This window comes from Cupriavidus sp. P-10, assembly GCF_003402535.2.
GTDB lineage: Bacteria > Pseudomonadota > Gammaproteobacteria > Burkholderiales > Burkholderiaceae > Cupriavidus.
Genome location: NZ_AP025172.1, coordinates 1149405 through 1168618 on the forward strand (window position 1 = coordinate 1149405; position 19214 = coordinate 1168618).

Consider the following 19214-nt stretch of genomic DNA (forward strand, 5'->3'; position numbering starts at 1 on the left):
GGAGCCGCATTCTTCTCCTATCCGCGACGGCGGCCGCAGCAAGTCCCCGATTGTGCGCCTTGTCAAAAACTCGCTTCTGCACGAATGTCGGCCAAGCGTTCTTGATGCGCGAGTCGATTGATCCTCTAATTGTCTGGAAGGAGTCCGAAGCCGTCGAGAGGCCTTATGCACTGCACAAATTGCGGGTTCGAGAATCCGGCAGGAACCACGTTCTGCGAACAATGCAGGGCTCGGCTTGTGCACACCTGCCCGCAATGTGGGCACGAACTGAGTCCCAACGCCAAGTTCTGCAGCGAATGCGGTGCGCCCGTGAGCGCGTCGTTGCAAGCGGCGTCCGCACTTGTTCAACCAGCGGCTTCTGCGCCCATTCATTACACACCTCCCCACCTCGCCGTTCGCATCCTGGCTGAGCAGGCGGCCCTGGAATCCCGCGGCGAAACCGCCGGTGAGCGCAAGACCATCACGGCGCTTTTCGCCGATATGGCTGGATCCACAGCATTAATCCACGACCTGGACCCGGAAGAAGCGCACCAGCTGATCGCCCCCATCGTCGAACTTATGATGGACGCCGTGCATTACTACGAGGGCTTCGTCGCGAAATCGCTGGGCGATGGGATCCTGGCCCTGTTCGGCGCCCCGATTGCCCACGAGGACCATCCCCAGCGGGCACTATATGCGGCGCTGCACATGCAGGAAGCGATGCGCCGCCATAGCGGCCGGACCCGCCTGGACCGAGGCATGCCGCTGCAAATTCGCGTCGGTGTCCATACGGGCGAGGTCATGGTGCGCTCGATCCGCAAGGACGATCTTCACACGGACTACGACCCGGTAGGGCACACGATCCATATTGCTGCACGACTGGAGGCGATGGCCACGCCCTCGTCGATCCTCGTGAGCGAGGCCACCCATAAGCTGACCGAGGGATATTTCGCGTTCAAAGCCCTGGGCGCGACTCAAATCAAGGGCGTTCCCGAGCCGCTTGCCGTCTACGAAGTACTCGGCCTCGGCTTGTTGCGCACACGACTGCAAGTTGCCACGCGACGCGGGCTGGCCCGGTTCGTAGGCCGCCAGTTGGAGTTGGAGCAAGTGCATAAGGCGATGGATGAGGTCAAGGCCGGACACGGGCAAATCGTCGGCGTCGTGGGAGAAGCCGGGGTTGGGAAGTCGCGGCTGTTCCATGAGTTCAAACGGCTCTCGCCGCGAGGTTGTCTGGTGGTGGAAACTTTTTCGGTCTCACATGGCAGATCATTCGCCTATTTTCCGTTGATCGAGCTCTTGAAGAACTACTTCCAGATCACCAGCCAAGATGATGAGCGAAGGTGCCGGGAGAAAGTCACCGGCCGCGTGCTGACCCTCGACCATAGTCTCGAAGGCATCGTGCCCTACCTGCTCTACCTGCTGGGGGTCGCCGGGCAGAGTTCGGTATTGGCGCAGATGGATCCGCAGATTCGGCGTCAACGTACATTCGACGCAATTGCGCGACTGTTGGTGCGTGAAAGCATCAATGAGCCCCTCGAGATCGTGTTCGAGGACCTGCAATGGCTGGACAGCGAAACCGAGGCTTTCCTCGTGTTTTTTATCGAGTGTGTGCCAAACGCCCGGATCCTCCTGCTCGTGAACTATCGGCCCGAATATCAGCACGACTGGGGCCTCAAAAACGACTACACCCAACTGCGACTGGATCCCTTGGGGTCCGTCGACGCCCAGCGCCTGCTGACCGAGTTGCTCGGTGATGATGCCGGGCTCACGGCTCTCAAACTGCTTGTCCTCGAGAAGACGGAGGGCAATCCTTTTTTCATCGAAGAGGTGGTCCAGACCTTGGTCGAGGAAGGTGCGCTGCTCGGCGATCCTGGGCGTTATCGGATCGAGAAGACCCCGACCGCGCTGCATATCCCGACGACTGTGCAGGGCGTGCTCGCGGCCCGTATGGACCGGCTGCCCACCGCGGAAAAGGAGCTGCTGCAGATTCTTGCCGTGATCGGCAGGGAGTTTCCATTGAGTCTGATCCGGCAGGTCGTCGGGCAGCCGGAAGTCGACCTACGCCGTCTGCTGTCCCGCTTGGAGACCGGAGAATTCATTTACGAGCGGGCTGCATTTCCGGAGGTGGAGTATGTGTTCAAACATGCACTGACTCAGGAAGTCGCTGGTAACTCGATGCTCATGGAACGGCGTAGCGTGTTGCACGAACGCACGGCACAGGCCATCGAGACGCTTTTCCATAGTCGGCTCAAGGACTATTGGAGCGAGCTCGCGCACCACTACAGCCTGAGCGGCAACATTCCGAAAGCCGTGGAGTACCTGCAGTGCGCCGGGCAACAGGCCTTCCAGCGTTCCGCCAGTCTCGAAGCAATCCGACAGCTCAGCGCGGCCCTGGCGATGCTCGAGCGTCTGCCCGACACGCCCCAGCGGGTCCAGCAAGAACTCGCGCTACAACTGGACATCGGTCCGGCCTGGATGGCCGCAAGAGGTTATGGCGCGCCGGAGGTGGAGGCGACCTACACTCGCGCGCTCGCATTGTGCGAACAGGTTGGAGAACCTTCGCAGCTCTTCTCAGTGCAGATGGGGCTGCGGACCTATTATCAATTGCGTGCCGACTACGCGACCGCAAAAGAGCTGGGGGAGCGACTCCTCGGCTTAGCTGAAAACTCACAGAACCCCGGGATGCTGATGCAGGCTCATTTTTTGCGCGGGGTGACTCTGTTTCGTTTGGGCGAACTCGGTATGGCTCATACCCACGTGCAGCAGTCGGTTACCCTCCACGACGCAGAGCCGCCGGACGGAGGGACCTTTCTTCACGGACGGGACCACCCGGGGATGCAGGGCCGGAGGATCTTGGCCTTGATTCTGTGGTACTTGGGCTATCCGGATCAGGCCATCAAGCGAAGCCAGGAGGCGCTCATCCTGGCTCGTGCCTCTCACCCTCTTGGCCTCGCCCACACCTTGGCTGTTACCACCGAGCTACATCAGTTGCGGCATGAGGCGCAACTGGCCATGGACTGCGCCGAGGCGATCGTCACGCTTTCGACCGAGCAGGGGTTTCCGCTTCACCTGGCGTGGGGAACTATCCTTCAGGGCTGGGCGCTGGCCTCGCTCGGACATAGCGAGGAAGGAATTGCCCGAATGCGTCGAGGCCTGACCGCCTATCAGGCCACGGGCGCACAACTTGGAAGGTCATACTTTCTGGCCCTGCTGGCTGAAACCTATGGGAACGCAGGGCAAGCCGAGGCAGGCCAGAATACCCTGGTCGAGGCAATGGCCATGCTGGACAGGACCGGGGAGCGCTACTACGAAGCGGAGCTGCATCGACTCAAGGGTGAACTGCTGGTTCATGAGCCAAGCGCCCGGACCGATCGATCCGCGGGCGACGACAAGGCGGAAGTGTGTTTTCACAAAGCCATCGCAGTGGCGCGCCACCAACGTGCCATGTCGCTGGAGCTGCGAGCGGTGCTGAGCTTGGCTCGGCTTTGGCAACGACAAGGCAAGACGGCAGCAGCGCGGCAGATGCTTGCCGAAATTCGCGGCTCCTTCACGGAAGGCTTCGACACCGCTGACTTGTGGCAAGCCGAGAGACTACTTGAGCGTCTGTGACAAGGAGCTACGTCGGGGCCCGTTCACGCTAGTAGCAGGCCTTCATACATCCTGTCGCCCTCTCCACGTAGACCGTGGCGGTGGCCTGCTGCCGCCATTCATCCCGCGTCAGTCTCTCGCCTTTTTGGCTTCTCGCGGCAGCGGGAAGATACCGGCACGGTATTCGCTTTCCCTGCTCCTAGCACTCCGCGACGGCAGGGAACACGCCGAGACGGTGTCCTATTGCGGAACGCCGTTTTGCGCACGCTGCTCATCCTTGGTCACATCCCCCGCAGCCCAGTGCGTGGCTGGGACCTCACACGCAATGACGCGTACGCTTTCAAGCGGTACCCCGAGGGTCTCGTGAACTGTATTCGCGATGCCCTTGATGCAATGCTTGACGAGCTCATCGGGACGACCTTTGACCATGATAATTTGAATGATCGGCATTACGGTTCTCCAAGTGAAACGGGATGGGAAAGTGGCCGGCTCTGGCGCATCTTTTCTGGATTGCCACCAGCCTTGGACCGCTCATATGTTGAGGTCTCGATCGTAGCGCGTAGCCCCCACGCTCACGCGCTCACCCTTTGGGCTTTGTTGCTCCGCGAACAAGCGATTGCGACCTTATTCGTAGCATCGTTGCAGAAGACGTGACGCAGGCCGAGTGCCATACCGAGCCACGAGGCGGACCGGCTCCCAGTTGCATACCCGCGCCGCCCTCGACAAACATGCTTGCGCTCACACCACCATCGGATTCAGAGCACCATCCATGGTGACCAACGCCCCAGTCACGTAGCTTGCGCAATTCGACGCGAGGAATAACGCAGTCCGCGCTACTTCTTCCGGGTGGGCGTATCTGCCGAGCGGGATCCGATCCTCGTTCGCCTTTAGCAGTTCAGCTTCGGACTTTCCGGTAAGCCTGGATTCGGTTTCCAGCGCATTCTTGACCCGGTCGGTATAGGTGGCGCCGGGATTAATGGCATTCACGCGGATGTTGTGCTTGCCCCATGCGTTGGCGAGTCCTGACGAGACCAGCATCAGCGCAGCATTCGCTGCCCCTCCAGGCAGATGGAGCGGACTGGCAATCTTCCCGCCCGTCCCAATGATGTTGACAATGGCCCCCTGCCGGCGCGACACCATTGTTTTCAATGCTGCGTCGATAGCGTGCATGTACGTGAAGTACTTCGCGTCCATTGCAACTCGCCAAGCCTTGGCGTTCAGTTCCGCTGGCACAACGCGCTTTGCGCCGCCAGCGGAGTTAATCAGAACATCGACCGGACCCAGCCGGCCTTCAATCGCTCGGAACGCCGCTTCCGCGCTGTCAGGGTCCTGCAGGTCGGCAGGCTCTGCTGCCACTGCATGTCCCGCCTGGCCCAAGGCATCCACTGCAGCCCGCAACCCGGTTGGCTCGCGGGAGATAATGCCCACCTTGGCGCCCTCGGCCGCGAACGCACGCGCGCACGCCAGACCGATCCCCCGGCTTCCGCCTGTGATGATGACAACCCTGTTTTTCAGATCGAGATCCATATCATTACTCCGTATCGGTTTAAGAATCACTGAGCCTTGATGTTGGCTTCCTTCACGACCTTTGCCCACCTGGCTGTGTCGTTCTTGATGATCGTTGCCATTTCCTGTGGAGAGCTGGGGCGTGCTTCGACGCCTTGGGCCTCGAAAATGGCCTGCACGTCCTTCATCGCAAGTACCTTCAGCAGGTCCGCGTTCGCCTTTTCGATTACCTTCGCTGGCGTGCCGGTTGGTGCGACGAACCCGGACCAAATATCCACGGAATAGCCTGGAATGGTCTCGGCTACCGCAGGGACATTGGGAAAGGACTTGTATCGCTTCGCACCTGTGCCCGCGAGCAGGCGCAGCTTTCCTGCCTTAATCATCGGAAGCAGCGAATTGGCCTGACTCAGGAATATGTCGACGCGTCCACCAAGCAAATCGGTCAGTGCAGCCTGGGAGCCTTTGTACGGAATGTGGCGGATCGACGTGCCGGTCATGCTTTTCAGCAGCTCCAACGAGAAGTTTTGCGGCGAACCCGCGCCCCCCGATGCATAAGTGAGCTCGTTTGGCCTGGACCTTGCCAACGCCAGCAGCTCAGGCACGTTGTGGACCGGAAGGGATGGGTTCACGACGAGAAGGTTCTGGACCGAAATCCCCATGCCAATCGGCGCAAAGTCCTTCTGCGTGTCATACGGTACCGGCCCAATGAGCGGAGCAAAGACGAGCACGCTATTTGGAGCGACAAGCCAGGTATAACCGTCTGCTGGTGCGCGAGCCACCATCCTCGCCGCGACCGCCCCCCCAGCACCTGGATAGTTTTCGACCACGACCGGTTGCCCCCACATTTCCGTCAGTTTTTGCCCGACTGTTCGCGCAAGAAGATCGGGGCTTCCACCTGCAGTGAACGGTACGATGACGCGCACGGGCTTTGACGGAAAAGCTGGATCCTGTGCCAGTGCTCCAGACATAGCAAGGAGACAACAGGACACGACGGCGCCTAGCTTCAGCAAGTTACGACCAATCATGACAACTCCCGTTGGTGAGACGAATGTGCCAATTGAATCGATTCGAAACCGCTTGCGGCGCCGGGATTGTGAACGGCGATGGGCGCCCCGTCCGCGTAAGCAAGGATTTGCCTGAATGCGTTACCGTACGCTGTCTCATGGTTGTCCATCTCGACGTAGCCGAGATGCGGAGTGCAAATAGCGTTGGGCAATTGCAGCAGAGGATTGTCAGCATCCAGGGCCGGTTCTTGCTCGAACACGTCGACGGCAGCCATGCCGGGCCGACCCGCTTGCAGCGCTGTGGCCAGTACTCCAGGGGCTATGAGTTCTGCTCGGCTGGTGTTCACCAGCAAAGACGTCGGCTTCATCAACTGGAGGTCCGACGCCGTCACGCTAGCCCGCGTTTCAGGGGTGAGGCGTACATGTAGCGACAAGACATCTGATTCCTGGAACAACTGTTCCCGGCTCTGCGCAACCGCGTGTCCGTCTTCACTGGCCTGCGCCTGGCTGCGCTCGCGCCCCCACACCAAGACGCTCATTTCGAAGGCACGTGCATACTGGCCGATCACCTTGCCGATGCGGCCATAGCCAAGAATGCCAAGCGTCCGCCCCCGCAGACCGCGGCCGATCGTGCTCTGCCATCGCCCATGCTTCAGGGCCTGCACTTCGTATGGGATGTGACGGGTTGCGGCGAGGATCAGGCCCCAAGTCAGCTCAGCCGCCGCATAAGACGGTCGCGACGTCAATGTGGAGCTGACAACGACGCCATGGCGCGTACAAGCCTCGATATCGATGTGCGGCACGTGTCCATTCTGACTGATCAGTTTCAAATCGGGCAGTCTGGAGAGCAACGCGTCGCCCACGGGAGTGCGTTCGCGTAGTAGCACCAGAGCTTCCACGCCACGCAGCCACTGCGCGAGGCGGTCGAGATCGTTCACGTAGTCGCTATATACCGAAACTTCGTGGTCTTTCAGCAGCTTGAAACATTCAAGCTGCTGCACGATATTCGAGTAATCATCCAAAATCGCGATTTTCATCCCTGCCCCCGGTCAAGCGTTGCTTGGCAAATCGGGGATCAACGTGCCCTGGTCAATCAGCGCACATTTTCTCTCTTCCGCCTGAAATTTTTTCCTGGCCAAATCCAGGACCTCGGCAGCGCGCGACTGCGGGATGAAGCAAATGCCAGTTTCGTCGGCGAATACAATATCGCCAGGCGACACACGAACACCGTGTAGTTCGATGTCACCGTTAATTTCGACCGATTCAATTCGCCATTTTCCAGTTATTGGTGTGACTTCAGTGGACCAAATCGGGTACCCCACGCTGCGAGAATGATCGACGTCACGAATACCGCCGCTGACAATGGCGCCAGCCTCGCCTTGACGCTTGCCCGTTTGCGCCGAGATGCCACCAATATTGGACACACCGGACACGCCGGCAATAACCAATACTTCGCCGCGGTGGGCCAGATTGTGGGCTTCAAACTCAGCCATCTTATTCACGTGAGCCTTGGCCGTCTCGTACGCATGCTCCCGCTGCATGATGTTGCGCACCGTGAGCGCCGGTCCAACGATACATGCGTCGGAAATGGTCGGGCGGTAAAGCGAGGCCGGTAGCACTCCCGTGATACCGAGCTCGTCCATAATGTCCGACAAAATTCCGCTCGCGTGCCCGAGCCCCTTGAATCCCTCGATCAAATTTGGATCGGGACGCGGTGCCTCCATTAAACGGATGCGCTCGCGAGCGATTTTTCCCGTCAGCTTTTTCTCTTCCATAACGTCTCGCTCCAATTAGATATGGGAGGTTATTGCGGCTTGACAGCATGCATGACACACAGCTGCTGCATTTCAATAGGTCCACTGTAGCATCGGGTAGTAGTAACTGCAACTACCCATAGGGTAAATCACGAGACGCGGTACACTGTGTTCTCTTGGCGAGACCACAAGGTGGCCCTAGCCATCGCCATGAAAGGAGAAATTTGAGTGCAGTCGGATGAACAGTTGAAGAAGTCATTGCAGGGACTCGGTTTTACGGACCATGAGGCGAGGGCCTACATCGCGCTGTCCGACGCGTCGCCTGCGACCGCATACGAGGTGGCTCAACGGTCCGGTCTCCCGAAGGCCAATGCGTATGCTGTGCTGGACTCACTCGCTGCCAAGGGCGCGGTTCAAGAGGTCATGCGTCGCCCGGCGAAGTACGTACCCGTCGATCCCGCCGAGTTCTTCGGTCGGCGTGCAAAGGAGACAACCGAGCTATGCACCGGGGTTGCCGAAGCGATTAAGCAACGGACACAGCCAGACACCAATGTCTATGTCTGGGCATATCGCGGCACTGCGCAAATCGATTCGAAAATCGACGAGATGATCACCGGCGCGCAACGCCATGTGTGGGTCAAGGCGCCAGCGGAAATGATTGTGCCCAGGTTGCCCATGCTCACAGCGGCAGCCAACCGGGGCGCGCAGATCATTCTGATCGTGTTTGGAGAAGACGATAGTGCGCTGCGCGCAGACCCGCGCTTCAGCGTGTTCCTGCATGAGGGACGTGGAGCCCATCGCGGGGCAAGCGATGTCGTTTTCACGATGACGGTGGACAGCGAGAGCTTCATCATTGCCTCCTATACCGCCGACGCTTCTGCGTCGTTTGCGAGCAACCCCTCGCTGGTCTACGTCGTCGAAACGATGATCACGCACGAGGTCTATCTCGCTGAGATGTACTCAAGGATTGGACCTACCCTGGACTCGCTGTTTGGCGAGCATCTTTCCGCATTGCGCGAAAAGTACCGGCCGGCTGATATGGGGCTACGCCTGGCCAAGAAGCAGACTGTATGATCGATGGAGGCGGGCGTTGGGGCCCGCCTCCATCATGACCCTTGGGGGCGTGTTACAGGTTACGCTCCTCCAAGCCGACTTTCGCGTAGATGGTGTTGATGTGCTCTCTGACGTCATCGGGCGTGTCATCATCAGCCGGCAGGTGAGACCAGCCCACCTTGGCGCGGGCATAGCGCGCGATGACTTCATCCTGGTCCGAAGTGCCACCGCTGATGCCGTAAGCGCCAACCATCACGTTGTTCTTGAACACGGGAGCGCAGCCACCGGAGGCCACGACCTGGCCGTTGGTGAATACCGATGCGTTTGCCAGCATCTGGGGATTGCGCTCCTTGAACCACTGCTGGATGACCAGGCCATCCGGGAAGCGCGGGCTCATCGAGCGGAAAGCCGCCGCTGTGAAGGCCTTTGCCTTTGCGGTGTCCGGTGTGATAAAGCCGGCGTCGTCCATTCGTTCAAGCGCGATCAAGTGGCCCTCCGGACCAACAACCGCCACCGTGATGGGAACCCGCATCTCGGTGGCCTTTTCGACCACGACCTTGATGAATTCCCGGCACTCCAGTGCTGTGAGCTTTTCCATTGCTACGCTTCCTTCCTTGGTTGATCGTTTAGTTGAGTGTGATACCCGCGTCCCTTATGACGCGCCCCCATTTGTCCGTCTCCTGCAGCATGTATTTCGCAAAGGCTTGCGGCGCCATGCCCTCCACTTCGAACCCTTGCGCGCCCAACTGCGCCTTCACCTCGTCTGACTTAAGCGCTTCGTGGAATGCCTCCACAAGTTTCGTTTGTACAGCGGCCGATGTGCCTGCGGGTGCCACGACGCCGAACCACACCGATGATTCAAAGTTGCGCAGCCCAAGCTCAGCCAGCGTTGCGAGCTTCGGTGCTGCTGGCGAGCGATGCGCACCGGCCGTGGCCAACGCTGTCAACTTGCCGTCACTGACATAGCGCATCACGGTCGATGCCGGCGCGAACATGACATTGACCCGCCCCGCAAGCAGATCCGTCATGGCTTCGGAGCTACCCTTGTAGGGAACGTGGAGCATTTCCACCCCGGCGACCTTGTTGAACATCAGCGCTGCCAGGTGAGGCGAAGTACCAATGCCAGACGACGCGTAGCTCAGTTGACCGGGCTTCGATTTCGCCAAGGAGATGAAGTCCTGCAGAGACTTGGCGTTTAGGGAAGGATGGACGACCAGCACGTTCGGCACGCGGCCAAGGAGCGTGATGGGCACAAACGATTTGGGCAGGTCCACGCCCACAGTGCCTCGCGAGTTCGCATTGATCGCGTTGGCCACCGTCACGATGAAGAGCGTGTAGCCGTCCGGCGGCGACGCAGCGACGGCACGGGCTGCCGCGGAACTGCTCGCACCGGGACGGTTGTCGACCACCAAAGGCTGCTTGAGGATTTCCCCCGCGCGTTTCGCCACGATGCGTGACACGACATCCGCTGAACTGCCCGCGGCGAAGCCAACAGTGAGCTTGATGGGACGGTCGGGGAAAGCTTGTTCCGCCAATGCACCGAGCGGAAAGCCGAGTGCAAAGGCCGTGGAAAGACCACAAATAAGGGCACGACGTAGCATTCCTGTCTCCTGAGTGGGATGTCCATGTGTCATGGCACCCGTTGCCAGCATTTAATACCCGGCCCATCTATAATTCAAACGACTTATACCTATCGATATATTGAAAATATCAATGAATGTGACTCTAAAGCAACTGCAAGCGCTCGTATTGGTCGCGCGCTATGCCAGCTTCACCAAGGCGGCGGAGTCCATGCATCTCACCCAGTCAAGCGTGAGTCTGCTGGTCCGCGATCTCGAGGAAGCCCTCAATGCCAAATTGCTGGACCGCTCCACACGCTCGGTGGCATTAACGGAAATCGGGCAGGATCTCTTTGCAGGGGCCGAACGTATTCTCGGAGACGTTAGCCACGTCGTCACAAATGTGGGCGAATTGGTGGCCAGGCGGCGCGGCCGCGTGGTGCTGACCGCGCCGCTGGTTCTGTCGAGTACTTTTGTGCCGAGCGTGATTGCCGCGTTCCGTTCGCGCTACCCCGGCATCGAGCTACTGCTCAAAGACTCGCTGCCAGATCAGGTGCTGCCCCAGGTAGCGAACTCCGCGGCGGATATCGGTATCGGGACATTCGGCTCGACTCCCGACGGTGTGCACGCAACTATATTGTTCCGTGAACCCCTCGCCGCGGTCTTTCCTATCGGCCATGCGCTTGCGGAAAAGGCGCAACTAAACTGGTCCGATCTGCGGGACATGCCCTTGCTGGCGTTGCCACGTGGCAGCGTGCTCAGAGAACTTGCCGACAATGGACTGATCGCTGCCGGCCTGGAAGGCGAACCGGTCTTCGAGGCAACCTATGTCGGCACGCTGATCGGCCTGGTCAAGGCCGGCCTCGGTGTGGCGATCGTTCCGGGCTCTGCGACCGTGCTGGCGGATCAAAGCAAAATCACCTGGAAACGGCTCGACAATCCTGTCGTTGAGCGCGAGGTGTTTCTGATCCATCGTGGCGCAGGCTCGCTCTCTCCGGCGGCAGAAGCCTTGATCGAAACGATCCAGCAGGAAGCCTTAGCATTCTCGTGCGCCGTGACGGCATAGCCCGGCCTCGCCTGCGCTATGGCGTGACCACGCCAGGATCATTCTGGTAGTCACGCACGATGCCAAGAAATCCCTGCAGCACGGCAGACGTGTCCCCCCGGCGATAGACACAACTCAGCTCAATGTCGCGCAACCTGGGGTCTCTCAAAGGCTTGTACACGACCCCCGGCAAACGGAGATTCGCTGCAGACTCAGGCGTGACGGCAAGTCCAAACCGGCTGGCGACCAGCGCGATACATGTCACCACGTCCTCTACCTCCTGCTCGATCCGCAGCCTGGCCCCTGCCAGCCGGAACGCTTCCGCGACCTCCTGCGCCATGCCATGCAACGGAAGATTCGGGTAAAGGATCATCGCCTCATTGTCTAGATCGGCAATTGAAATGGCAGCACGGCAGCACAGGGCATGGCCCTCGTAAAGTGCGACCAGATAGGGCTCGCGCAGAACCGGTTCCACAATCAGGTCCTCTTCTTCGGGAACCAGGCGGTTAAACGCAACCGTGATGCGGCGCTCCCGCAGCCCAACGATCTGCTCGCTCTTCGTCATGTTGTGAAGACCGATCTGGACTTCCGGCCGCGCGGTATGAAACCGGGCCAACAGGCGGGGGATCACATTCAGGATCCCCGCGCCGAAAATTCCCACATCGAGCCGCCCTAGCAGGCCTGCGCCTGCGAGCCTGGCCTGCTCTTCCGCCAGCTGGGTCAGCGCCAGAATGTTGGGGACGTCCTGCATCAGCCGCTTCCCCGCCTCGGTGAGCTCTGTCCCGCGATTCCCGCGCTCAAACAGCCGCGTGCCGATCTGCTCCTCTAACGCGCGGATCTGTCGCGTCAAAGGGGGCTGCGCCATGTGCAACCGCTCAGCGGCCCGGCCAAAGTTGAGCTCTTCGGCCACTGCCAGGAAGTAACGCATCTGCCGCACGTCCATGGTTGTCCCTTCGGCCGGATTTACGATACCGGAATGGTATCACCGGACGCGAAATCAGTATTGGACTGGCATGGCAGCGCGCCGCAATACTTTCTCCAGATCTTTAGGAGGCTCGCTGTGCCAATCGTTCATATCTCCCTTGTCAGCGGTCGGGATGAGGCCGTCGTGAAGCGCTGCCTTAAGGCAGTTGCACAAACCGTTCATGAGACGTTGGGCGTCCCGCTTGAATCGATCCGCGTGTTCGCCACGCCCGTAGAACCCGCGCACTGGGTCGTTGGTGATCGCGCCAAGGACGAGCCCCCCCTCACAAAGGAGGTATCCCAATGAAGCCGACCGAAATCGCAGCGGCTGCCCTTGCATTGCGGCAAGCGGCGCAAACGCGCGAGTACATCGCCCCGTTACGCGAGAGCTATCCAGACATCACCATCGAATCTGCTTACGCAATCCAGCGTCTCAACACGATGCAGAAATGTGACGATGGTCATCGCATGGTGGGTTGCAAGATCGGCCTCACCTCCGTCGCGGTGCAGAGGCAGCTCGGCGTTGATCAGCCGGACTTCGGCATGCTGTTTGATGACATGTGCTATGGCGATAGCGAGCCGATCCCTTTCGAGACGCTCACGCAGCCCAAGATCGAGGCTGAGATCGCGTTCGTGCTGGGACGGGATCTGACGATGCAGAATCCAGGACCGCTGGACGTCCTCAACGCCGTGGAATACCTGCTGCCTGCGCTGGAAGTCGTGGGAAGCCGGATTGCAGACTGGAACATTCGCATCGCCGATACCATCGCCGACAACGCCTCCTCCTCGGCTTTCGTGCTCGGCACCACGCCGAAAAAACTCGGCGAGATCGACCTGCGTCTGTGCGGAATGGTACTCGAGCGCGCCGGTGACCTCGTGTCGACGGGCGCCGGCGCCGCATGCCTGGGCAACCCTCTGAACGCCGTCGTATGGCTTGCCCGCACGATGGCCGGCTTCGGCACACCCTTGAAGGCAGGTTCGGTCGTCCTTTCAGGTGCATTGGGTCCGATGGCCACGGTCCGCGCAGGCGACATATTCGAGGCTCGCATCAGCGGCCTCGGGTCCGTCAGAGCCGTATTCGGCCAAACGACCGAGGGGGCAGCATGAGCCAGTATTCCCGCTTCGCACGCATTCTCGATGAAGCCGCGCAGCACGCGCAGGCCGTCGCCCAATTCGATCCTGAGGGGGCGATGTCCCTCGCTGAAGCTTACGAAGTGCAGCGCACATCCATCCGATACCGACTGGATCGCGGCGAAAAGCGCGTTGGCGTAAAGATGGGTTTTACCAGCCGCGCCAAGATGCTACAGATGGGCCTGTCCGACGTCATCTGGGGACGGTTGACCTCCGGCATGCTGATTGAAGAAGGTTCGACAATCGACTTCTCCCGCTTCGTGCATCCACGCGTCGAGCCAGAACTCGCCTTCGTCCTGCGCGCGCCGCTTTACGGGCAGGTCACCCCAGCGCAGGCGCTCGCTGCCGTGGAAGCCATCGCGCCCGCTCTCGAAATCATCGATTCGCGCTATCAGGACTTCAAATTCTCGCTTCCCGAGGTCATTGCAGATAACGCCTCCTCAAGCGGCTTTGTCATCGGGCCATGGCAGGACCCACGCCAGGACTTCTCGAACCTCGGCCTCACGCTGTCGATCGACGGGCGCACGGTACAGGCCGGCTCCACGGCCGCCTTGCTCGGACACCCGTTGCGTTCGCTGGTCGCTGCAGCGCGTCTTGCCGAACTCGCCGATGAGCCACTGCAAGCCGGATGGATCGTGATGGCCGGTGGCGCGACTCACGCCGAGTGGTTCAGGCCAGGGCAGTATGTCTCCGTCGAAATGGAGCGGTTTGGACGCGCGGGCTTTCGCGTCGACAACTGACACGCACGACGACACTGAGTTCTATGGAGACAGACATGCAGCAAAAGGTAAAGGTTGCGATCATTGGTCCGGGCAATATCGGCACCGATCTGATGATCAAGGTCATGCGCAACAGCAAGTATCTTGAAATGGGCGCCATGGTCGGCGTCGATCCAACGTCGGATGGCCTGGCCAGGGCATCCCGGCTCGGCGTAGCCACGACATCCGACGGTATCGAAGGACTGCTTCGACTCGATGCATTCCGTGGTATCGATATCGTCTTCGATGCGACATCTGCAAGCGCTCACGCGCGCCACAATGAGGTCCTGCAACGTGCAGGCGTGCAGGTCATCGATCTCACGCCCGCGGCGATCGGCCCGTATGTCATTCCGGCAATCAATCTCGAGGAGGTGGATTCGCCGAACATGAACATGGTCACGTGCGGTGGGCAAGCGACGATTCCAATGGTGGCCGCCGTGTCGCGCGTCGCCAAGGTCCACTATGCCGAGATCGTTGCATCGATAGCGAGCAAGTCCGCGGGACCCGGCACACGCGCAAACATCGACGAGTTCACCGAGACGACTCGTAAGGCGATTGAGCAGATTGGTGGAGCCGAACGCGGCAAGGCCATCATCGTGCTGAATCCGGCGGAGCCGCCTTTGATCATGCGCGATACGGTCTTCGTGCTTTCGGAACCGGCCGACCGTCAAGCCGTGGAACAAAGCATCGCCAACATGGTGACGGCCGTTCAGTCTTACGTACCGGGCTACCGTCTGAAGCAGGCGGTCCAGTTTGACGACATTCCTGCAGACAAGCCGATCAATGTGTCAGGGCTCGGCCTGCGCCATGGGCTCAAAACCTCGGTATTCCTCGAGGTGGAAGGGGCGGCGCACTATCTTCCCGCCTATGCGGGAAATCTGGACATCATGACCTCCGCGGCGTTGGCCTGTGGAGACCTCATGGCGCGTCGCCGCATGGCCGCGGGCATCGCGCGTAGCGCAAAGGATTGCACGCAATGAACGACAGCAAGCGAATCTACGTCTCGGATGTCACGCTGCGCGACGGCAGCCACGCAGTACGCCATCAGTACAGCCTCGACAATGTGAAGGCGATCGCCGCAGCGCTGGATCGGGCCGGCGTCGACAGTATAGAGGTCGCGCATGGCGACGGGCTGGAAGGATCCAGCTTCAATTACGGCTTTGGCGCCCACACGGACGTCGCCTGGATTGCGGCCGCAGCGGAGTCAGTACAGAGCGCGGCAATTGCGACGCTATTGCTACCGGGCATCGGGACCACTCATGATCTGCGCAATGCGTTTGATGCCGGCGCTCGAGTGGTCCGCGTGGCGACACATTGCACCGAGGCGGACGTCTCACGCCAGCACCTGGAATACGCACGTGAGCTCGGTATGGACGCCGTCGGCTTCCTGATGATGAGTCACATGACAACGCCGCAGAATCTCGCAACACAAGCGAAGCTGATGGAAAGCTACGGCGCGACATGCGTATATGTCGTTGATTCGGGCGGTGCATTGGGAATGAGCGACGTCCGCGACCGCTTCCGTGCATTCAAGGACGTGCTGAATCCGGAGACAGAAACGGGTATCCACGCGCACCACAATCTGAGCCTCGGGGTCGCGAACTCCCTGATTGCGCTCGAGGAGGGTTGCACACGCGTTGACGCGAGCCTTGCCGGGATGGGTGCCGGTGCGGGCAATGCCCCGCTGGAGGTATTTATCGCCGCTGCGGAACGCCAGGGGTGGAGTCACGGCTGCGACCTGTACGGCCTCATGGATGCGGCGGACGACTTGGTCCGTCCGCTCCAAGATCGCCCGGTCCGCGTAGACCGCGAAACGCTTGCGTTGGGCTATGCCGGCGTTTATTCCAGCTTCCTGCGCCACGCGGAAATCGCGGCCGACAAGTATGGCCTCAAGACCGTGGACATCCTGGTCGAACTTGGTCGCCGCAAGATGGTAGGCGGCCAGGAGGACATGATCGTCGATGTGGCGCTGGATCTGCTGCGGGACGCCACGCCTCGGTGAGCGCGGCCGGGCGTTGTGCGAACAGCTCTTTGGTGGGGACAACCGAACGAGGTTGTCCCTTCTTTTAATTGGAGCGCTGATGATAACTTTCAAACTCAACGTCAATGGCAAGCCCCACACCGTCAGTGCGGACGGCGATACGCCGCTGCTCTATGTCCTTCGCAACGAGCTAGGCCTCCATGGCCCAAAGTTTGGATGCGGACTTGGCCAGTGCGGCGCGTGCACGGTGCTGCTGAATGGGACAGCTACGAGGTCCTGCCTGCTTCCTGTGTCCACACTTCCAGGCGCGAACATTGTGACGCTTGAGGGCTTGGGCACTCCCGAGCGCCCTCACCCATTGCAAAGTGCCTTCATCAAGGAACAAGCCGTCCAGTGCGGATACTGCATTAACGGCATGGTAATGAGCGCTGCAGGCCTGCTCAGATCCAACGCTAATCCAGGCGAAAGCGAGATTCGCGAAGCACTGGCCGGCAACCTTTGCCGCTGTGGCACCCATACCCGCATCATCAAGGCGGTGCGGCGCGCCGCAGCGTTCCCCAAGGAGGAAATCTGAATGGACCGCCGAGACTTCCTCAAGGGGATGGGCGGGCTGGTGATATCGTTCTCCTTCAGCACCCGTGCCTTGGCGCAGAACGCCGACTCAGGCCGCCCTATTGCTTCGCCCAAGCCCATGGGAAAGAACCAACTGGATGCGTGGCTCCGCATCGGCAAGGACGGTCGGGTCATGGTGTACAGCGGCAAGGTCGATCTTGGAACAGGGACCCGCACGGCGCTCGCGCAGATGGTTGCAGATGAGCTGGACGTTGCCTTTGACCGGATCGAGCTCGTCATGGGTGACACGCTGCTGACCGTCGACCAGGGACAGACCGCGGGAAGCCTGACCATCCAGGACGGTGGGACTACACTCAGGCGAGCTGCCGCATGCGCCCGGCGGGCGATGACGCAATACGCCGCAGCGCGGTGGGGCGTGCCTCCGGAGACGTTGACCGTGAGCAACGGCATTATCTCGGCAGGTCCGGAACGGCAGATTCCATACACCGAAGTCGTTGCGGCGCAAAGCTTCGATGTACCACTGGACAGCTACGTCCCACTGAAGCCACCCGGCAGCCGGCGTCTCGTGGGGCAATCGGTCAGTCGTGTCGATATTCCCGACAAGCTAAGTGGGCGTTTCACTTACATGCAGGACTTCAAGCTGCCTGGAATGCTGCATGCCCGAGTGATCCGCCCCAGCGGCCCGGCCGCGCGCCTGGTTGGCTTTGATGCCGCATCCGTCAAGGGCGTCAGAGACCTCGTGCGCATCGTCCACAAAGAAAACTATCTTGCGGTTGTCTGCAAGTCCGAGTGGAGCGCTGTGAAGGCAGCACGGATGCTAAAGGTCAACTGGCTAAGCGCCGAGAATTTTCCTGATCAATCTGCCCTGACCGAATACTGGCGCTCCCTGCCGGTTCGGAGTGTGGAACGGCCCGCTGCAAAGGGACAAGTCTCGCCCGCACTCGGTCAGGCCAAGCAGAGATTGAAGGCCACCTATACGTTTGCACCGCACACGCACGGCTCGATTGGCCCGGCAAGTGCCGTTGCGGATTTCAAGGAGGGACGCTGCACGATCTGGTCAGCGTCCCAGGCTACCCACTCATTGCAGGGAGAAATCGCGAGCGTGCTCGGCGTCGACAAGGCTCAGGTTCGCTTGATCTATCTGGACGGCGCTGGCTGCTACGGCAGAAACGGCCACGAAGACTGTGCGGCCGATGCAGCATTCATCTCCCAGGCCATCGCTCAACCGGTGCGCGTTCAGTGGATGCGTGCCGACGAGCACGGTTGGGATCCGAAGAGTCCGCCGACTGTGGTGGATTTCGAAGGCGGGATCGATGAAAACGGGCGACCTACCGCCTGGAAGTCCGACTTCTACCTTGCAGCGGCACAGGGCACGCTCAGCGAATTTCCCCTGCTGGCGGCAACCCTCTCTGGGCAAAAGCGTACAGGGTATATCACCGCACAGATCCAAAAGAACGCCGAAGTCCTCTATGCCTTTCCAAATATCGTCACAAACGTCCATCGGATGCAGGACCGGGCGTTTCGTACATCGCACTTGCGATCTCCGGGCCGGCTGCAGAATTCTTTCGCCAATGAGGCGTTCTTCGATGAAATGGCGACTGCAGCTGGCGCCGATCCGCTAGCGTGGCGTCTTGAGTATCTTTCTGATACTCGCGCCCGCACTGTACTGGAGGATGTCGCTCGTATGTCGGCATGGCAGTACCGCCCCGCCCCTACGCCGGCGCAGTTAAGCGGCGGCAGTGCACGGGGTCGCGGCCTTGCCTTTCTTCGCTACGACAATGATCGAACGTACGTCGCTACGGTTCTGGACGTCGAGGTTGATCTGAAGAGCGGAAAGGTCCGCGTGACCGACGTATGGTGTAGTCAAGACTGCGGCCAGGTGATCAACCCTGACGGCGCCCGCAATCAGATTGAGGGAGGGATTGTGCAGACTATCAGCCGGGTTCTTCTTGAGGAAGTCCGATTCGATCGCGATCGGATCACGACCACTGATTGGTCCACCTACCCCATCCTGCGATTCCCTGAAGTACCGAACATTTCCATCAGCCTGATCGACAGGCCGGAAGCGGTGCCTTGGGGGGTGGGCGAAATGGCGCCTGCGACGATCCCGGGCGCTATCTCCAATGCCATATTCAATGCGACAGGCATCCGCATGCGGTCCGTCCCATTCTTGCCTGAGAAAGTGCTCGCGCTCTTGAAGTGACAAAACACTGCCTCTAGCGGGCCGTCTCGCGACCGATCCACGGTAGCGCCAGCGGGCGCGTTCCCCCGCGCTGCGGGGCGGGCGCCCGTCCGATGCGCCCAACGGTAGCGCTTCAGA

The 19214-nt window shown here is 60.3% G+C and carries 18 protein-coding genes; 10 read left to right on the forward strand and 8 right to left on the reverse strand.

The window, feature by feature from the left end:
* Nucleotides 1-165: 165 nt before the first annotated feature.
* Nucleotides 166-3588: an AAA family ATPase gene (locus tag CTP10_RS35240; RefSeq protein WP_116323221.1), complete on the forward strand. Its 3423-nt coding sequence runs from the start codon at nucleotides 166-168 to the stop codon at nucleotides 3586-3588.
* Between the two features lie 219 nt (nucleotides 3589-3807).
* Here CTP10_RS35240 and CTP10_RS35245 read toward each other — a convergent pair whose 3' ends face one another.
* From CTP10_RS35245 to CTP10_RS35265, 5 genes are all read right to left on the reverse strand, one after another.
* On the reverse strand, nucleotides 3808-4017 hold the full coding sequence (locus CTP10_RS35245; protein WP_116323222.1) for a tautomerase family protein: 210 nt from the start codon (nucleotides 4015-4017) through the stop codon (nucleotides 3808-3810).
* A gap of 288 nt (nucleotides 4018-4305) precedes the next feature.
* Nucleotides 4306-5094, reverse strand: a complete 789-nt coding sequence (locus CTP10_RS35250; protein ID WP_116323223.1) for an SDR family NAD(P)-dependent oxidoreductase — start codon at nucleotides 5092-5094, stop codon at nucleotides 4306-4308.
* A gap of 26 nt (nucleotides 5095-5120) precedes the next feature.
* Nucleotides 5121-6098, reverse strand: a complete 978-nt coding sequence (locus tag CTP10_RS35255) for a Bug family tripartite tricarboxylate transporter substrate binding protein (protein ID WP_116323224.1) — start codon at nucleotides 6096-6098, stop codon at nucleotides 5121-5123.
* Nucleotides 6095-7114 carry a D-2-hydroxyacid dehydrogenase family protein gene (locus CTP10_RS35260; protein WP_116323225.1) on the reverse strand — a complete coding sequence of 340 codons (1020 nt, stop codon included), beginning with the start codon at nucleotides 7112-7114 and terminating at the stop codon, nucleotides 6095-6097. The genes CTP10_RS35255 and CTP10_RS35260 overlap by 4 nt, the downstream gene beginning before the upstream one ends.
* 12 nt (nucleotides 7115-7126) lie before the next feature.
* On the reverse strand, nucleotides 7127-7852 hold the full coding sequence (locus CTP10_RS35265; protein ID WP_116323226.1) for an RraA family protein: 726 nt from the start codon (nucleotides 7850-7852) through the stop codon (nucleotides 7127-7129).
* Between the two features lie 207 nt (nucleotides 7853-8059).
* On the opposite strand from CTP10_RS35265, the gene CTP10_RS35270 reads away from it, so the two are divergent.
* Nucleotides 8060-8905 carry a TrmB family transcriptional regulator gene (locus CTP10_RS35270; RefSeq protein WP_116323227.1) on the forward strand — a complete coding sequence of 282 codons (846 nt, stop codon included), beginning with the start codon at nucleotides 8060-8062 and terminating at the stop codon, nucleotides 8903-8905.
* Between the two features lie 52 nt (nucleotides 8906-8957).
* On the opposite strand, the gene CTP10_RS35275 is transcribed toward CTP10_RS35270, so the two are convergent.
* Nucleotides 8958-9482: a GlcG/HbpS family heme-binding protein gene (locus CTP10_RS35275; RefSeq protein ID WP_116323228.1), complete on the reverse strand. Its 525-nt coding sequence runs from the start codon at nucleotides 9480-9482 to the stop codon at nucleotides 8958-8960.
* Nucleotides 9483-9510: 28 nt separating this feature from the next.
* Nucleotides 9511-10485, reverse strand: coding sequence for a Bug family tripartite tricarboxylate transporter substrate binding protein (locus CTP10_RS35280; RefSeq protein WP_158577749.1), 975 nt, complete (start codon nucleotides 10483-10485; stop codon nucleotides 9511-9513).
* A gap of 112 nt (nucleotides 10486-10597) precedes the next feature.
* Here CTP10_RS35280 and CTP10_RS35285 point away from each other — a divergent pair, with 112 nt between their 5' ends.
* Complete coding sequence (locus tag CTP10_RS35285) at nucleotides 10598-11509, forward strand: LysR family transcriptional regulator (RefSeq protein ID WP_116323230.1); 912 nt, start codon at nucleotides 10598-10600, stop codon at nucleotides 11507-11509.
* Nucleotides 11510-11525: 16 nt separating this feature from the next.
* Here the strand turns inward: CTP10_RS35285 and CTP10_RS35290 are convergent, their stop codons facing one another.
* Nucleotides 11526-12431, reverse strand: a complete 906-nt coding sequence (locus tag CTP10_RS35290) for a LysR family transcriptional regulator (RefSeq protein WP_116323231.1) — start codon at nucleotides 12429-12431, stop codon at nucleotides 11526-11528.
* Nucleotides 12432-12464: 33 nt separating this feature from the next.
* Between CTP10_RS35290 and CTP10_RS35295 the strand changes: the two genes are divergently transcribed.
* From CTP10_RS35295 to CTP10_RS35325, 7 genes are all read left to right on the forward strand, one after another.
* Nucleotides 12465-12758 (forward strand): tautomerase family protein, encoded by a 294-nt coding sequence (locus CTP10_RS35295; protein ID WP_233528418.1) that lies wholly within the window; start codon nucleotides 12465-12467, stop codon nucleotides 12756-12758.
* The gene (locus CTP10_RS35300) at nucleotides 12755-13558 is read left to right on the forward strand and encodes a 2-keto-4-pentenoate hydratase (RefSeq protein WP_116323232.1); all 804 of its coding nucleotides are present in this window, start codon (nucleotides 12755-12757) and stop codon (nucleotides 13556-13558) included. The genes CTP10_RS35295 and CTP10_RS35300 overlap by 4 nt, the downstream gene beginning before the upstream one ends.
* Complete coding sequence (locus CTP10_RS35305) at nucleotides 13555-14322, forward strand: 2-keto-4-pentenoate hydratase (RefSeq protein ID WP_116323233.1); 768 nt, start codon at nucleotides 13555-13557, stop codon at nucleotides 14320-14322. The genes CTP10_RS35300 and CTP10_RS35305 overlap by 4 nt, the downstream gene beginning before the upstream one ends.
* Before the next feature lie 35 nt (nucleotides 14323-14357).
* Nucleotides 14358-15320, forward strand: coding sequence for an acetaldehyde dehydrogenase (acetylating) (locus CTP10_RS35310; protein WP_116323234.1), 963 nt, complete (start codon nucleotides 14358-14360; stop codon nucleotides 15318-15320).
* Nucleotides 15317-16342 carry a 4-hydroxy-2-oxovalerate aldolase gene (dmpG, locus tag CTP10_RS35315; protein ID WP_116323235.1) on the forward strand — a complete coding sequence of 342 codons (1026 nt, stop codon included), beginning with the start codon at nucleotides 15317-15319 and terminating at the stop codon, nucleotides 16340-16342. The genes CTP10_RS35310 and dmpG overlap by 4 nt, the downstream gene beginning before the upstream one ends.
* A 79-nt stretch (nucleotides 16343-16421) precedes the next feature.
* Nucleotides 16422-16895: a (2Fe-2S)-binding protein gene (locus CTP10_RS35320; protein ID WP_116323236.1), complete on the forward strand. Its 474-nt coding sequence runs from the start codon at nucleotides 16422-16424 to the stop codon at nucleotides 16893-16895.
* Entirely contained in the window at nucleotides 16896-19097 is a 2202-nt protein-coding gene (locus tag CTP10_RS35325) for a xanthine dehydrogenase family protein molybdopterin-binding subunit (RefSeq protein WP_116323237.1), read from the forward strand.
* The last annotated feature ends 117 nt before the right edge of the window (nucleotides 19098-19214 follow it).